This is a genomic window from Paraburkholderia unamae (assembly GCF_003096875.1).
Classification (GTDB): Bacteria; Pseudomonadota; Gammaproteobacteria; order Burkholderiales; family Burkholderiaceae; genus Paraburkholderia; species Paraburkholderia unamae.
On sequence record NZ_QEOB01000034.1, the window covers coordinates 70,721 to 86,647 of the forward strand.

The 15,927-nt window shown below is 64.3% G+C and carries 11 protein-coding genes and 1 pseudogene; 3 read left to right on the forward strand and 9 right to left on the reverse strand.

The annotated features are described in order from the left end of the window. Nucleotides 1–4: 4 nt before the first annotated feature. Entirely contained in the window at nucleotides 5–1,138 is a 1,134-nt protein-coding gene (locus C7402_RS41210) for a porin (RefSeq protein ID WP_116614646.1), read from the reverse strand. 329 nt (nucleotides 1,139–1,467) lie between these two features. Beyond that, nucleotides 1,468–3,246: an FAD-dependent oxidoreductase gene (locus tag C7402_RS41215; protein ID WP_116614647.1), complete on the reverse strand. Its 1,779-nt coding sequence runs from the start codon at nucleotides 3,244–3,246 to the stop codon at nucleotides 1,468–1,470. A 110-nt stretch (nucleotides 3,247–3,356) separates the two neighbouring features. Here C7402_RS41215 and C7402_RS41220 point away from each other — a divergent pair, with 110 nt between their 5' ends. Further along, nucleotides 3,357–4,283 (forward strand): LysR substrate-binding domain-containing protein, encoded by a 927-nt coding sequence (locus tag C7402_RS41220; protein WP_116614648.1) that lies wholly within the window; start codon nucleotides 3,357–3,359, stop codon nucleotides 4,281–4,283. Nucleotides 4,284–4,302: 19 nt separating this feature from the next. On the opposite strand, the gene ydiJ is transcribed toward C7402_RS41220, so the two are convergent. Beyond that, a complete protein-coding gene (gene ydiJ / locus C7402_RS41225) occupies nucleotides 4,303–7,341 on the reverse strand; it encodes a D-2-hydroxyglutarate dehydrogenase YdiJ (protein ID WP_116614649.1) in 3,039 nt (1,012 codons plus the stop codon). A gap of 114 nt (nucleotides 7,342–7,455) precedes the next feature. On the opposite strand from ydiJ, the gene C7402_RS41230 reads away from it, so the two are divergent. Then, nucleotides 7,456–8,379, forward strand: a complete 924-nt coding sequence (locus C7402_RS41230; protein ID WP_116614650.1) for a LysR substrate-binding domain-containing protein — start codon at nucleotides 7,456–7,458, stop codon at nucleotides 8,377–8,379. A gap of 43 nt (nucleotides 8,380–8,422) precedes the next feature. Here C7402_RS41230 and C7402_RS41235 read toward each other — a convergent pair whose 3' ends face one another. From C7402_RS41235 to C7402_RS41245, 3 genes are all read right to left on the reverse strand, one after another. Beyond that, nucleotides 8,423–9,964 (reverse strand): tetratricopeptide repeat protein, encoded by a 1,542-nt coding sequence (locus C7402_RS41235; protein ID WP_116614651.1) that lies wholly within the window; start codon nucleotides 9,962–9,964, stop codon nucleotides 8,423–8,425. A 3-nt stretch (nucleotides 9,965–9,967) separates the two neighbouring features. Continuing rightward, a complete protein-coding gene (locus C7402_RS41240) occupies nucleotides 9,968–10,816 on the reverse strand; it encodes a glycosyltransferase family protein (protein ID WP_116614652.1) in 849 nt (282 codons plus the stop codon). A gap of 378 nt (nucleotides 10,817–11,194) precedes the next feature. Continuing rightward, a complete protein-coding gene (locus C7402_RS41245) occupies nucleotides 11,195–12,553 on the reverse strand; it encodes an MFS transporter (protein ID WP_116614653.1) in 1,359 nt (452 codons plus the stop codon). Between the two features lie 441 nt (nucleotides 12,554–12,994). Between C7402_RS41245 and C7402_RS41250 the strand changes: the two genes are divergently transcribed. Next, on the forward strand, nucleotides 12,995–13,459 hold the full coding sequence (locus tag C7402_RS41250) for a hypothetical protein (RefSeq protein ID WP_116614654.1): 465 nt from the start codon (nucleotides 12,995–12,997) through the stop codon (nucleotides 13,457–13,459). Between the two features lie 78 nt (nucleotides 13,460–13,537). On the opposite strand, the gene C7402_RS41255 is transcribed toward C7402_RS41250, so the two are convergent. The 3 genes and pseudogenes from C7402_RS41255 to C7402_RS41265 all read right to left on the reverse strand — a co-directional run. Continuing rightward, a complete protein-coding gene (locus C7402_RS41255; protein ID WP_112177405.1) occupies nucleotides 13,538–14,407 on the reverse strand; it encodes an alpha/beta fold hydrolase in 870 nt (289 codons plus the stop codon). 62 nt (nucleotides 14,408–14,469) lie between these two features. After that, complete coding sequence (gene mhpT, locus C7402_RS41260) at nucleotides 14,470–15,717, reverse strand: 3-(3-hydroxy-phenyl)propionate transporter MhpT (protein ID WP_116614655.1); 1,248 nt, start codon at nucleotides 15,715–15,717, stop codon at nucleotides 14,470–14,472. Nucleotides 15,718–15,811: 94 nt separating this feature from the next. Next, a pseudogene (locus C7402_RS41265) lies at nucleotides 15,812–15,927 on the reverse strand (4-hydroxy-2-oxovalerate aldolase); the annotation flags it as partial.

Here is a 15,927-nt window from a genome sequence, read left to right on the forward strand (position 1 = left end):
GCGCCTAGAAGCGGTGGCGAAGCCCCACAGCCGCAACGAACTGGTTCGCACCCGAGGCGCGCGAGAAGTTGGAAATCTGCGCGCCTTGAATGCCCGTGCCCTCAAGCTGGTTGGCACGCTGATAAAGCACCTCGCCATAAAGGTCCGTGCGCGGCGACAACGAATACACGTTCAGCACATTGATCTGATGCCACTTTGGATAATGCACGCCGGTCGGCGTATCGAAGCGGCCGTAGGTGAACACGTAAGACGCCGCGATATGCCAGCGCGGTGAAAAGTAGTAGCGCGCGTTGATTTCCGCGTTGGTGAAACGCACATCGTCGTGCGGCAGGGCGATCGCGGCGTCGGCCACGTTGTTGATCGACGTGACGTTGTCGAGGCGCGTTTCGCTCAGCACCAGACCGACCTGAACCTTCTCGAACTGATAGCTGCCGCCCGCCGCGTAGGTGCGTTGGCGGTCTGCGTTGAACGGCGCGCCGGCGGGCGCCGCGCCGTCGAGATTGGCGTCCGCCGCGTTCGAGGCGTGATTGAACTGGAAATACCCCGCGCCCACGCGCAGCGCGCCATAGTGGTACGCCGCGCCCATGCTGTATTCGCGGTTGTCGGCAAACGCACCGGCCTTGTTTGAAAACCCGTAAGTGCCGCCGAATGTCACGCCGTGAATATCGGGGCTCGCGTATTTGATCGAGTTATTGGTGCGGGTGTAGTTGTCGAGATTGTCGTTGTCGTAGGGATGTGCGAATGCCGTGCCGCCGTCGGCGGTGCCGCCCAGCGCGAACGGCTCGACGTATTGCACGACCGCATCGAACTGACGCCCGAGCGTCACCGTCCCCGCGCGCTGCGACGCAAGACCCATGAACGCCTGAAAGCCGAACAAGCGCCCCTGCTGCGCGGCCGCGCCGGTCAGCGCATTAAAACCGTTCGTGAGCGTGAAGATCGCCTTCGTGTCGCTGCTGAGCGTCTCTTCCCCGCTGAGCGTCCAGCGGCTGATGTTGATGTCGCCGTTCTTTGCCTGCCATGCGCTTGCATGTCCCTGCGCGCCGCCCGCGTCGCTGACGTAGGCAATGCCCAGATCCACGAGACCGGAAAGCCGCACCGAGCTTTGCGCATGCGCAAACTGCGCCGCCGTCGCCAGCATGAGCGCAAAGCCGTGGCGCGGCCAGTGGCGTTGAGCCGCTGTGCACGCAGCAATACGGGAAGTAGCGGAAGAACCGTGGACCTCGCGCCCTTGTTCGTTAGCAGGCCTGAAGAAGTGAATGCGTGGCATGACTGCGGCGTCTCTTGTAATGCGCGTCGCGGACAGCTTGCACCCCGGCTACCGGACGTCGTTTGTCGAATTGAAAGGTGTGGCGCGGGGCGTATATGTATCACCCGCGCCGCAACGACAAACAGCGGCCGCTCTGGAAGAGACTGTTGCGCACACAATGGGTAATGTGCCGCGTCGCCTGTGCACCCACTACGCGCCCACTAGGCGCCTATATTGAGCACGCGCGAGAGCGCACGCTCCAGCAGCCGCCGCGCATCCGTCACGCTCGAAGCCCCGGAGTGTTGGCGCCACGCCACATACCCGTCGGGCCGAACCAGCAGCACGCCGTCTTCTTCGATTTCGCGCAGGCGCTGCCAGTCGCACCAGGGGTCCTGGTTCTCGCGCTCGCCGATCACGACCGTGCGCAGACAAGGCCGCGCCAGTTGCTCCGCCGCCTCGACCCACGCCTGGCCCGAAAGCCCGGTGACGAGCGTGAACTGGCCGCGCCCCACGACGTCGAGCGTCGAGATGCGCCTGCCACGCGCGTCGATCAGCCATGCGTGCGGCAGCTTCGCACCGGGCCGCGTCGTCGCCTGCAAGTAGAGTTCGGGGTCGCGTAGCCACGGCTCGGGGCGCGCGTCGTCATCGGCCATCACGGCCGCCGATGCGTAGCGCTGGTTCATCTCCACACCTTGCGCGTTGAATTCGCGGTTCTTCAGTTCGAGCGCGGCCTGAACATCCTTGCGCGCCTGTGCGCCAGCCGCGCCGGGATCCTTGAAACGGGCAATGCCCGCCGCAACCGGATTCTCCGCGCCTTCCACGCTGAACACTTGCCTGATCGGCGCATAGTCGAGACGCGATTGGTTCGCCCGCTCGACGATCTGCTTGCCGACCGGCGCGCGCTCGTCCGAATACGATTCCAGAAGAGCCTCACCCGCGTAGCCCTTGAGCACGAACGCCAGCTTCCACGCCAGATTGAACGCGTCCTGAACACAGGTGTTGAGACCGAGGCCGCTCGAAGGAGGATGCCGATGCACGGCGTCCCCGCCGCAGAACACGCGGCCCCTCGAATACTCGGTGGCGTAGGCCTGGTTCACGTACCACACCGACTTGCGAACGATTTCGACGTCGAGTTTCGGGTCGCCCACCAGCACGCGAATCTTGCGCAGCACCGTTTCATCGCTCTGGTCCGGATCGCCCTTCGAAATGTCGAAGCCCCATCCGGCTATCCATTGCGTCCACGGTTTGACGGCCCGCAGCAGCCCGAGGCCGATTTCCCCGAAACTCGCGTCCGGGCTGACGATCCAGTGCAGGATGCTCGGACGGTGCGCCACGTAGGCCGAGAGATCGGCGTTGAACAGCGTGTAGAGCGTACCGGCGCGCGCCATCTCGCCTGAAATCGGCAGGCCGATGTCTTGCGCGACCTGCGAGCGCGCGCCGTCCGCGCCCACGAGATACTTCGCGCGCAGCGTGTATTCGCGGCCGGTGAGCCGGTCTTTCAGCGAGACCGTGACGCCCTGCTCGTCCTGAACATATGCCTGGTACTCCGTATTGGTTGCAAACGTGGCGCCGCGCTCGGCGGCGCTCTTGAAGAGAATGGGTTCGATGTTCGGCTGGATCAGGTCGACCAGCGGGCAAGGGCTGCCTTGCAGATAGTCGCTCTTGCGGGCGTCGCCGGTCCCCCACGAGCGCAGCCGCACGAGTTCTTCGCCCGCCAGGCTCGTTGTGAACAGACAGTCGCCCATCAGCTCCCACGGCGTGGCATAGCGATGCGCCTCTTCCTCGATTTGCAGATCGCGATAGACCTCCATCGCGCGCTGGTTGGTGATGTGCGCGCGCGGCGTGTCCGCCAGCCAGTTCCAGCGCGACACCATATGCACCTTCACGCCGTAAGTGGCGAGCGCCAGCGCCGTGGTCGCGCCCATCGGCCCCGAGCCCACGACGAGCACGTCGGTGTCGAATGCCGTCGCGGCGCCTGCGTTTGGGTTGCGTTGTGACATCGTGATTCCGTCTCCTGAATGTGTTTCAGGGCATCGTAACGGGCGCATTGTTATCCATCCAATGCTGGCTCGATATAGACGTTATCCATTTTTCGGATAAGATCGGCGCCATGGACTCCCAACTCATCGAGTACTTTCTGCGCGTCGCCGACCTTGGCAGCATCAATCGCGCGGCGTCGGACCTGCGTCTCTCGCAGCCCGCCCTCTCGCGCCATATCGCACTGCTCGAACATCAGATCGGCGTAAAACTCTTCACGCGCACCAAGGGCGGCGTCGTGCCGACCGAAGCCGGGCGGCTGCTTTACGAGCGCGCGCGGCCCGTCCTCCGGCAACTGGAAATACTCGTCGAACAGGTGGGAAGCCGCGCCGCCGGTCAGCTTTCCGTGGGCTTTCCGCCCTCCTGGCGGCATCTGTTCACGGCGCAGTACGTTCAGGCGCTCGTCGCGCACTATCCCGGCGTTTCGCTGCGCGTTCACGAAGACGTGAGCCACGCGCTGCGCGAAGTCATGCACTCGGGCATGCTCGATCTCGCTATCATTCCGTTCGAGGGGGGCTCTCCCGCCGGCTATCGCCACACGGCCTTGCTGCGCGAACCGCTCGTGCTGGTGTCGAACAAGCGCGCAAGGCTCAGGCCGGAAAAGCCCGTTCCCCTCTCGCATCTGGACAATCTGAAACTGGCGCTGCCGGGAAAGCCGAACGTCATTCGCACGCAAATCGAGCACGCCCTGGCGAGGCAGGGTTACGCGTTCAAGAGCATCGTGGAGATCGACGCGATGCATCTTTCCATCGATCTGGCGCGCGAGGGCTCAGCCCATACGGTCACGCCCTGCTGCGCCGTGAGCGCCATGTCGGATCAGGATGTTTCGTGGGCGCCGGTGCGCGGGATGTATATCACCTGGGCGTTGTGCGAAAACACGGCGCGCTCGCACTCGGCTGCGGTGCTGGAAGGCCGGCGGCTCGTGCTGGAGCAGTTGTCGTCCATCGTGGCGCAGGGCGCGTGGTTTGGAGCGCAGTGGCTGGGCGATAGCCTGGTGTAATGATTCAGACTCCTGAATATCAGCCCAGCGCATCCAGCAAAGCCTGAACCGGATGACGCAATTGCCGCCCGCGCAAGCGCTTCACCTGGCAACGGCACGAATAACCCGTGGCCAGCAATTCGCCGTCGCCAGGTTGCGCATCGACATGCCGCGCCCACGATTGCTCGAATATCGTCTCTGACGTCCCGCGATTGCGCGCCTCGTGGCCATACGTGCCCGACATGCCGCAGCAACCACTGGCGGGCGTTGTGAGCACAAGGCCCGCGGCCTCGAATACGTCCTTCCATAGTCCCGCCGCGGCGCCCGCATTGGTCCGCTCGGTGCAATGCGCAAGCAGACGAAACGTAGCCGCCCCGCGCTTGTGCGTTTCCCGTTCGCGCAGCACATCGAGCAGCCACTCCTGCGGCAATCGCACCTCTGGCATGGCTGCAATGCCCTCAACCTTGCGGTACTCCTGACGGTAGACGAGTGTCATAGCTGGGTCCACGCCAACCAGCGGGACGCCCGTACGGGCGAGCGCGGCGAGTTGCGCAGCATTGCGGCTCGCCGCGCGCCGGAACTGCGGCAGAAATCCTTGAACATGTAGCGGCTTGCCGTTCGGAAGATACGGCGCGACGAACACCTTGAATCCAAGACGCGCAGCGAGTTCCATGAATGCAGCCAAAACCGGCGTTTCGAAGTAACGCGTAAATGCGTCCTGCACGACAATCACGCTGCGCCCGCGCCCGGCTTCGCTAAGCGCGGCGAGCCGTTCCGCTGTCGCCAGTTCCGCGCCCGATTTGCGCAAGACCTCGCGCCAGGAAACCGTGCTCAAGAGCGGATTGTCGACGATCCCCAACCCGCGCCCGAGCATCGACTTCACCGGGCGTGAGCGCATCAGCGCGTTGTAAAGACTGCGTGCGGTGGGCACCGCCGCCACGCGCGGCACGGTGAATTCGAGCGCACCGATCAGATAGTCACGCAGGGGCCGCAAGTAGCGCGTGTGATAAAGCGCCAGGAAGCGCGCGCGAAACTCGGGCACGCTCACCTTCACAGGGCATTGTCCCGCGCAGGACTTGCACGCGAGACAACCCGCCATGGCATCGTAGACTTCGTGCGAGAAGTCCTCTTCGCCCCGGTGTTTGCGCACGCTGTTGACGACGCGGACCGGCCACGCAGCAACCGCCGGCGCGGCAGTCAGATCCGTTCCGGCATCCTGTTGCATGCGCAACCATTCGCGCATGAGCGACGCCCGCCCCTTCGGCGAATGCACGCGCTCGCGCGTGGCCTTCCACGAGGGGCACATGGCGTCGTCCGGGTCGAAGTTGTAGCAGGCGCCGTTGCCGTTGCAGTGGACGGCGTCGGCGTTGGCCTGCCAGACCCGCTCGTCGATGCGGCGATCCCACTCGCCACGCAGCGGCGTTGCATCGATCTTCAGCAGCGGCGCGCTCGCGCCCGCGGGCGTGGCGATCTTGCCGGGGTTCAGTTGATTGTGCGGGTCGAACGCCGCCTTGAGCCGTTGCAGCGCCGGATACAAGGGGCCGAAATACGCAGGCACGTACTCGGAGCGCACGCCCTTGCCATGCTCGCCCCACAGCAGGCCGCCGTACTTGATCGTCAGCGCGGTCACCGCGTCGGAAATCGGGCGCACCAGCGCGGCCTCGGCGGGATTGCGCATGTCGAGCGCGGGGCGCACGTGCAGCACGCCCGCATCCACGTGCCCGAACATGCCGTAGCGCAGCCCGAAACCGTCGAGCAGCGCGCGGAACTCCGCGATATAGTCGGCCAGATTTTCAGGCGGCACCGCCGTGTCTTCCACGAAAGGCTGCGGGCGGCTCGCGCCGCGCACGTTGCCAAGCAGCCCCACGGCGCGCTTGCGCATGGCGTAGACGCGATTGATCGCCGCTTCGCCATCGGCGATCGTGTGGCCGAGACGCTTCACGCTCGCGTCCGAGCGCAGATGCTCCGTGAACGCCGCCACGCGTGCGCGCACTTCGCTCGCATCGTCGCCGCTGAACTCCACCATGTTGATGCCGCTCGCGCCGCCTTCCACGCCCTCGTCGTCCGCGAAATACGCGGCCACGCTTTGCCAGACGATGTCCTCGCGCGCGAGGCGCAGCACGGTCGAGTCGACCGTTTCGATCGAGAGCGGACGGTGGGCCATCAACGCCTGCGCGTCGCGCAGCGCATCCATGAAACCCTCGTAGCGAATATTGACGAGCGCGGCGTGCTTCGGAACCGGCAGCACATTCAGCGTCGCCTCCACGATCAGGCCGAGCGTGCCTTCCGAGCCGCACAACACGCTGTTGATGTCGAACCGGCCGTCGCGCTCGCGCAGGTGCGCGAGATCGTAGCCCGTCAAGCAGCGGTTCAGATTGGGAAAGCGCTCGCGTATGAGGTCGGCCTCGCGCTCGCTGATCTCGCGCGCGGTGCGCAACACCTCGCCCACCTTGTCATTGCGCGCGCAAAGCGATGTGAGCGCCGCGCTATCGACCGGCGCGCTCGACAAACACTCGCCGCCCAACAGCATTGTTTCGAGCGCGAGCACATGGTCGCGCGTTTTGCCGTAGGTGCAACTGCCCTGCCCGCTCGCGTCCGTGCTGATCATGCCGCCGATGGTCGCGCGATTCGATGTGGAGAGCTCCGGCGCGAAGAAAAGACCGTGCGGCTTCAGCGCCGCATTGAGCTGGTCCTTGACGACACCCGCTTCGACCCTCGCCGTGCGCGCAACAGGATCGATGTCGAGGATGCGGTTCATGTGCCGCGACATGTCGACCACGATGCCTTCGGTGAGCGACTGGCCATTGGTGCCCGTGCCACCGCCGCGCGCCGTCACGACCACGCCGCGAAATGCCTCGCGCCCGAGCAGGCTCGCGATGCGTTGCACGTCCCTCGCATGGCGGGGAAACACGGCCGCGCGCGGATAGCGCTGGTAGATCGAATTGTCGGTGGCCAGCACGGTGCGCGTGGCGTGGCTCGTATCCACCTCGCCCTCGAAACCCGACGCCTTCAATTCATGCAAAAATTGACGGATCGGTCGCTCGTGGGTTTCGCCGATGGGAAGCCTGGCTATGGTCATATTGCTCTCGAAGTCTCGTGCAGGGCGTGTTGCGCCTTTTCTGACCGATCATTGTCGCGTCCGAACCGGCGCCGGACAAACGTATGTTTGTTGGATTGATCATGAGGTTTATGAATGAATTATCGTAAGCTGACGCCCTCGATGTCGCTGCTGCTCGCATTCGAAGCGTCCGCGCGCCATGAGAGCTTCACGCGGGCCGCGCAAGAGCTCTCGCTCACGCAAAGCGCCGTGAGCCGCCAGGTGCAGGCGCTCGAAGCCATGCTTAACCTCGAACTTTTCACGCGCGAGGGCAAGCGCATCGTGCCGACCGACATCGGCCGCGCCTATATGACGGAGATTGCACAGGCGCTCACGCTGATCCGCACCGCGACATTGCAGGCGCTCACAGCGAACGCGCCGAAAACGCAGTTGCGCGTCGCGACCTTGCCCACGTTCGGCGCGAAGTGGCTGTTGCCGCGCCTGCACCGCTTTTATCAGGCGCATCCCGACCTACAGATCGACCTCGATTCGCGCATCGGGGCCGCCGACTTCGCGACCCAGGACCTCGACGCGGCCATTGTGGTGGGCGACGGGCGCTGGCCGGATGTGATCGCGCACCGCCTCTACGCGGAAGAACTGGTGCTGGTGGGAAACCCCGCCACGCTGCCGTTCGCGCGAAAGTCGAAGCGCGGCGCCGTCCCGACGATCAAGGCCCTCGAAGGTCTCACGCTGCTGCGCGTGCGCAGTTTTCCCGACGCATGGCGCGAATGGTGCGCGCATTCCGGTCTGCCGCACGACGCGCTGCGGCCCGGCCCGAGCTTCGAGCTGACCTCGCATCTGATCCAGGCGGTCGTGGCGGGTATAGGCGTGGGGCTCGTCCCGCGCATGCTCGTGGAAGACGAACTCAGGGAAAAGCGGCTGCTGAGCCCCTTCGAAGCCGTGGCGAGCTCGCGCTCGTACTATCTGGTGTATCCGGAGCGCGCGCAGCGCCACCCCGTGCTGATCGCGTTTCGCGACTGGCTGCTACAGGAGCTTGCCGCCCCCGACGCCGCGCGCTGAAACCTGGAAACGCTCGCCGCGCGCGCCGCAACGATCGAACGCGTCAGACCCTGGGCGGATAAAGCGCTTCGAGCGCATCGGTCACGCGGTCGAGCACTTCGCTCCAGTTGCCGCGCTCCGTTTGCGTGAAAAGGCGCAGGCCGGGATACCAGGGGCTGTCGTCACGGTTGCGCAGCCAACGCCAGCAACCCGCGAAGCGGTTGAGCAGCCATACACGCTTACCCATTGCCGCGGCAAGATGCGCCACCGACGTATCGACCGAAATGACGAGATCGAGCCCGTCAATCAATGCGGCCGTCGCGGCGAAGTCGCCAACCTCGTCCATCCAGTCAACGACCTGCGCCTGGCCGGCCGACGGCAGTGGCTTCGCTGCGGCATCGGCCTTTTGCAGGCTGATCCAGTGCGCGCGGGGCCATGCGAGCAGTTTCGCGAACGCTTGCGGCGCGATGCTGCGCCGGCGATCCGCGGTCAACGCCGCGTGACCGGCCCACACGACGCCGATGCGTGGCCGCGCGTCATTGCCAAGCCCGGCCAGGCGCTCGGCCCACATGCGCGCGCGTTGCGGTTCGGCGTACAGGTAAGGCACCGGCGCGGGAATGTTGTCGAGCCGCGTGCCAAGCAGCATCGGCAGCGAAAGCAGCGTGCAATATCCGTCCCAGCCGGAAAGATCGGATGGCACGTCATCGAGCAGCACAAGATTGGGCCAGCGCGCGCAGAGTGACTGTTCGAGCAGTTGCCGCAGCGGCCTCGGACACACGTAGCCAACGCAAGCGCCGTGCGCGAGCGCCATAGGTAGGTAGCGGCAAAATTGCAGCGCGTCGCCGAAGCCTTGTTCGTGCAGCACCAGCAAGCGCCGCGCGCCGCCGAGCGGGCCGCCTCGCCAAAGCGGAATCGGCAAGACCGGCGCACCCTTCTCCGCCGGCCTGTCGCCAATCTGGTTGCTGGCCCAACGATGCTCGAAATACGGCCAGCCTTCCGCATAATGGCCCGCCGCCAGCAGAGCGTGCCCAAGGTTGCTGCGCGCTTCGACATTGCGCTCGTCGAGCGCGATGGCGCGCTCGAAATGGGCAATGGCCGTGGCGAGTTCGCCCATGTCCTTCGAAACCGTGCCGAGATTGTTATGCGCCGCCCCGTGACCTGGCTGACGCGCGATGGCCTGCCGGTAGCTTTGCGCAGCCTCCGCGGGCTGGTCGTCGAGTTGCAGAACGACACCCAGGTTGTACCAGAGCAGCGTCGTGTCGGACGCCGGAAAGCGCTCGCGCGCGCGCCGCAAACCCAGGCGCGCCGTTTCGGCCGCCGCTGCGTAGTCACGCAGACGCGTTTGCGTGACGCACAGGCTGTTGCAGTACGCGGGGTGGGGCTGCAACTGCACGGCGCGCGTGAGCCATGCTTGTGCGTCCGCCGGCGCGCCCAGTGCGAGTGCGATCAGGCCGCGCAGATGCAACGCGTCGCTGTTGCGCGGATTCGCAGCAATGGCCTTCTCGGCAAACGTCAATGCGGTTTCATATTGACCCGCGTTGTAGGCGCGATTGGCGTTGTCTGCGAGTGACTGCGCGTGCTGGATCGACGATGACACGAGTTTCATGCTTTACACTTTCAAATACGAAAACGAGGAGCCGCAGTCCACATCAAACCGGTTGAAATACGTGTTCTCCGGATCCAGCCAGGCGGTCAAAAAGTTACGCGTACAACCGGCGCGCCAGGGAAATGGCCAGTCGCCTTCATGCGCGAGATAGCTACGACTGAATTCCATGAGCACGATGCGTTTCGCCACTCGCGGGTAGCAATTGGCAATATGCATGGGTCCGGAATTCACGCCAATAAATCTCGACGCCGTGGCGATTTCCGCAGCCGATTCCCATAAATCCAGCTTGCCGCGCAAATCAATCACATTTCGCCCTTCAAGCGGTTTGTCGCTCTTTGAGCCGATTTGCACGACTAGCCAGTTCCTGTAATTTCTGCGGATTGCGGCAATGACGTCGTCACTCATGACCCGCACTTCGTCCTCGCCAAACTGATAGCGGATAGGCGCTTCGCCAGTCAGGGCGCGGTCAGAGCCAGTGGTATGAACGACCACCTTGTGAGGGACGATATGGACCTCTTCGTGGATGTACAGCCGAGGATGCCGGCATGCCCCGCCTTTGAGTCCGAGCTGATGCAATATGTACTCGGTTTGTGAGCCGAAAGTGTCGCTGTTGTATTGCTTCTCGTAGCGCCGTGCATGCTTTTCATCGCGCGCATCGGGTATCACCATGACTTCCGTATCGCCCTGAGCCGCAGACCTGAAATCGATGTAGGGATTGTGTTTGAACACCCACATGCGCTCATCGGAATAAAACAGGCGCTCGCCTTTTTGTGCGTAGTAAGCCTCGGGAATAGCCGTTACCGAGACTTGATCGCCGATGGAAAAGAATGGGATTCTTAGCTGCACTGCCATGATCTGGACCCGCTCCCTGTGAGTGCTTGATCTTTTCGTGCCAGCTTGCGGTCGTCAGATGACGCGTCCTATGCGGCAAAGCCAACGCTTGCCGCAATTAGACCAGCGTCTCAAAAATTCTCGATCAGGTAATGCTTCGCGCAGGCGAAAACGAGCAAGTCAGGGGCTGCGCCATGGCACGCGGATCGTGCGCGGCGAGTAGTGTGAAGTGTCGATTCGCTGATGTCGCGAACCGCAGACGCCCGCTATGTGAGCGGAGACTCATCGGGTTGATGAAACGAATGACGAAAGTGACGGGCCGTCAGCATTCGCCAATCCGGTCCATTGAAACACCAGGCGCCCCGCTCCGCCTTTCATCGCGTCGCGGGGCGCGTGGCCTTAGTGTGCGACCTTCTTCGGCGCAGGCACGCCCAGCACCAGCGCTGCGCCGCTCGCCACCAGCAACGCGGCCAGCAGATACAGCGCGTTGTCCATGCTGCCCGTATGCGTCTTGATGAGGCCGATCGCCCACGGACTGACAATGCCGCTCGTAATGCCGATGCTGCTGATGAGCGCGATACCCGCGGCGGCGGCCTTGCCCGACAGATACGCAGAAGGCACCGCCCAGAAGATCGGCAGCGCGGCGAAGATCAGCACCGCCGCCACCGAAAGTATCGCCATCATCGCGGCGAAGCTCGCCAGGTGCAGCGTGAGCAGCGCCAACGCAATGCCGCCGCCCATCGTGCAGGCCGCGAAGTGCCAGCGCCGTTCGGCGCGCCGGTCCGAGCGGCGTGCGATCCACATGAGGCCCACCGCGCCCACCGCATTCGGAATCACCGTGTAAAGGCTGATCCACAACACGTCATGCACGCCGAAGTCGCGAATCATGAGCGGCATCCAGAAGTTCAGCGTGAGCGACGCGCAAGTCAGCGAGAAGTAGATGAACGCGAACAGATACACACGCGGATTGCGCAGCGCCGCGCCGAACGAACGCGTGGAATGGGCGTGCGACTGCTCGCCGTCGCGCTGCGCGATGAGGTGGGCCCTTTCCGCGTCGTTGAGCCACTTCGCCTTCTCGGGGCCGTCCACGAGCCAGAAGGCCGCCATCAGCCCGAGCACCACGGCGGGAACACCTTCGATCGCGAACATCCAGCGCCAGCCGGCCAGACCCATCACGCCGGCCAGATCGCGCATGATCCAGCCCGAGATGAGGCCGCCCAGCACGCCCGCCACCGCCACGCCCGCGAAGAAGATCGAGAATACGGCGGCGCGGCGGCGCGCCGGATACCAGTACGTGAGATAGAGCACGATGCCCGGAAAGAAGCCCGCCTCGAACACGCCCAGCAGGAAGCGCAGCGCATAGAACTGCGTGGGGCTCGAGACGAACATCATGCAGGTGGAAGCAATGCCCCACAGCAGCATGATGCGCGTGAACGTGCGGCGCGCGCCAAAGCGGGCGAGCAGCATGTTGCTGGGCACTTCGCAGAGCACGTAGCCCACGTAGAACACGGCGGCGCCGAGGCCGTACATCGCGTCGCTGAAGCCGAGATCGTGCTTCATCTGCAACTGCGCGAAACCGATGTTGATGCGATCGAGAAACGACACGACGTAGCAGATGAACAGAAACGGAATCACGTGCGCCGACACCTTGCTGTAGAGCGCGTCGTCCTGGGCGTCCGACGGGGAAAGCGTGTGGGCGGGCGCGGCGTACGCGCGCGCAGCTTCGGACCCACGGTCCGGGGCGATCGATTGAGGCATCAGCCTGTCTCCAAACATGACTCCGGCGCACCGGGCAGATCCGGGCAGACCGTTGATACGCGGCGTCTTGCGCGCCTTGCGCGGTTCGCCTGAAACGCTCGCGGCAAGGCGAGTTTCCAGGCAGTGGCCCGATCATAGGTTGGCCCCGGATAATTTGTCAATAGCGAATCTATTCGCTTTACGTTAATACGGGTTTCCCTTAGGGGTGCACCCCACGGGCACGCGGTTAGCCACGCAAGGTCTGCCACGTCACCGATTTGTCACACGAAACCGGTTTGCGAACTTCGTCCGTCAATTATTTCGAACACCTTATTTTTTTGTTCGCACGTACTCAACCTACAATGACGCAATCGCCAATGCCGCACGCGCCATTCGATTGCTTAAGATTGCTTACGTTAAGCAGCGACCCGCCGATCGGGCCGCTCAGCCGAGGAGATCGTCATGACCGCTTCTGGCCCTTCCACCGCTTCCACGCTTTCCGCCAATTTCTGGCAACCGTGGAACTACTGGATGCCCGCGCTACGTTCAGCGCTCTCGATCGACGCCGCGCCCCAGTCGCTCGACCAGTCGATCCTGCCGTGGTCGTTCACGGGGCTCGTGATCAACGAGAGCAATTCGAGCAATCCGGCGGCGGAGCGCGCTATCGTCAGCGAAGAGAGTTACGGGCGGCAACTGGGCCGCATTTCGGAAGCGCTCGCCTTCCTGATCGACCAAACCGGCGTGGACAAATCGGCCACGGCGATCAAGTGCTTTCTGGAGATGAAAGAGAAGATCGAAGCCATCAAGCACGAAACCGAAGACTCGCGCTTCGAACGGGTGCTGGCCGACCTGGAAAGGCTCAAGGCGCGTGACGAAGCCGCCTTCGCGGCACGGCTCGCGCGCCTCGATTCGCTCGCCAAAAAATAATGCGGCGCACCTCACGGTGCGCCGCATCGACGTGCGTGGCATGAAGCGGCGCGCTGCCGCCTGGTCTTCGCCCGTGCGTTAGTGCGTCAGGAAATCGATGACCATGCGGTTGAACGCTTCCGCATGTTCCCATTGCGCCCAGTGGCCGCAACGGTTGAACACGTGCAGTTGGGCGTTCTGCATGCCTGCCAGCAGGCGCAGGCCGGTATCCATCGGCACGAAGCGGTCGTCGCGTCCCCAGATCACGAGCGTGGGCGCGGCGATCTCGCCAAGGCGCGGACCGTAGTCGCTGAACTGCTTCGGGAACGCCGCGAGGCTCTTCACGAAGTTTTCCAGGTGGTCGCGGCGCGCGAGCATGTTTTCAAGGCGCGTTTGCATCAGCTCGTCAGTGAGCGCGCTCGCGTCGTACACGAACACGTTCATCATGCGCTTGAGGTTTTCAATCGTCGGATCGCGATAGAGACCTTGCAGCAGCTTGATGCCTTCGGTGGGCATCGGCATGAAGCTGCTCGGGCCGCCGGTGCCGCCGCCCATCAGCACGAGCTTGCCCACGCGTTGCGGGTTCGCGAGCGCGAACGCCACGGCGCTGTGGCCGCCCATCGAGTTGCCGAGAATATGCACGCGCTCGATGCCGATTGCGTCGAGCAAGCCCTTGAGCACCCGGCCGTTCAGGTCGGAGCGCGAACTCGTGCAGACGACCGGATCGCTCTTGCTCCAGCCGGGGCAGTCCATCAGGATCACGCGATAACCGGCTGCGACGAGCGGCTCGACGTTGCGGTTGAAGTTGGCCCAACCGCTCGCGCCCGGCCCCGAGCCGTGCAGCATCACGACGGTTTCGGCGCCTGCGCCCGCGTCGTTGTAGTGAATCTGGAACTCGACTTCGCCGTCCTTCACGCGCGCGAACTTGCTCGTCGAAGCTTCCGTGATTGCCTGTGCCGTACCAGTCATGATGACCATCCCTTAAAACGAATTAAATGCCGGAGAAGGCCTGCGCCTTCTCCCCGTCAATATCATGCGCCCTGCGCGCCGAGCGAGCCGCGCTGCCTGAACGCGCCCACTACGCTGAGCGCGGCGAGCGCCGCGATCACAACGAGCGGAATGCTCGCGCCCACCAGCATCGAGGGGCTCTGGCCGAGCGCGAAAAGCTGACCCGCCACGAGCGGCCCGAGAATCGAACCGAGACGCCCCACGGCCACCGCCGCGCCCACCCCCGTGCCGCGCACTTCGGTGGGGTACGCATGGCCCGCGAGTGCGTAAAGCACCGATTGGCCGCCCACAATGAAGAAGCCGCACAGCAGGCCGCCCACCGCCGTGGAGTTCGCGCCGCTCGCGCTCGCGAGCACGGCGAGCGCCGCCACGATGCCCACATACATGCCGATCACCGTGCCGCGACGGCCGAAGCGATCCATGATCGCCGCGATCGCGATTGCGCCCACACCGCCGCCGATGTTGAACATCATCAGCACGAAGTTGGACTGCACGCGCGAGAGACCGCGTGCGAGCACCATCGAAGGCAGCCAGTTCATCAGGAAGTACAGCACGACCAGCGTGCCGAGATAGCTGATCCACAGCGCAATGGTCGTGCGCGCGCGGCCATGACGCCAAAGCGCTTCGGCCACGCCCGGCGTGCCGGCCTTCGCGACCTTCGATGCCTGCGCCGCCACGAACTGCTGCGACTCGCGCAGGAACAGGCCGAGCAGCGGCACCATCACGATCGGCCCGAGACCGCCCACATAAAACACATGACGCCAGCTCGCGTCGCCCGTGCCGAGCATGCCGATCACGGCCGCGACGGCCGCGCCGAACGGCATGCCGCAGTACATCGCGCCCACCGCCGTGCTGCGCTGCTGCGCGCCCGCGGCCTCCGAGCACAGCGCGATCAGGTTCGGCATGGCGGCACCGAGACCGAGGCCCGTGAGCAGACGCGCGACCAGCAGGCTTTCGAAGTTCCACACCATCGTCGTGGCGAGCGAGAAAAGCCCGAACAGCGCAACCGACCACATGAGCACGCGCTTGCGGCCCAAGCGGTCCGCAAGCCGCCCGCCCAGTGCCGCGCCCGGCAACAGGCCGATGGCGCCCGCGCTGAACGCCCAGCCCATTTGCTGCACGGCCAGGTGAAACTCCTTCGCCATGCGCGGACCGGCCACACCCGCCGATTGCAGGTCCAACCCTTCGAGCAGCGCAATCGCCAGACACAGGGCGATCGTTGCCTTGCCGCTCGTTGCACTGCCTCCAGCACTACTGTTTCGCGACGTCATAAAGTCTCCATAGGTATGTATACGAGCCGCTCTTTTCGGCGGCTATAAGTGGCAACGCCGCGCACCACCCGAAGGCGATGCGCGGCGCGCTTGATCAGGACTGCAATGCTTCCTGGCGCTTTTTCAGATCGAGCGCCACATCGACGATCATGTCTTCCTGGCCGCCCACCATCCGGCGCTTGCCCAGTTCGACGAGAATGTCCACCGTCT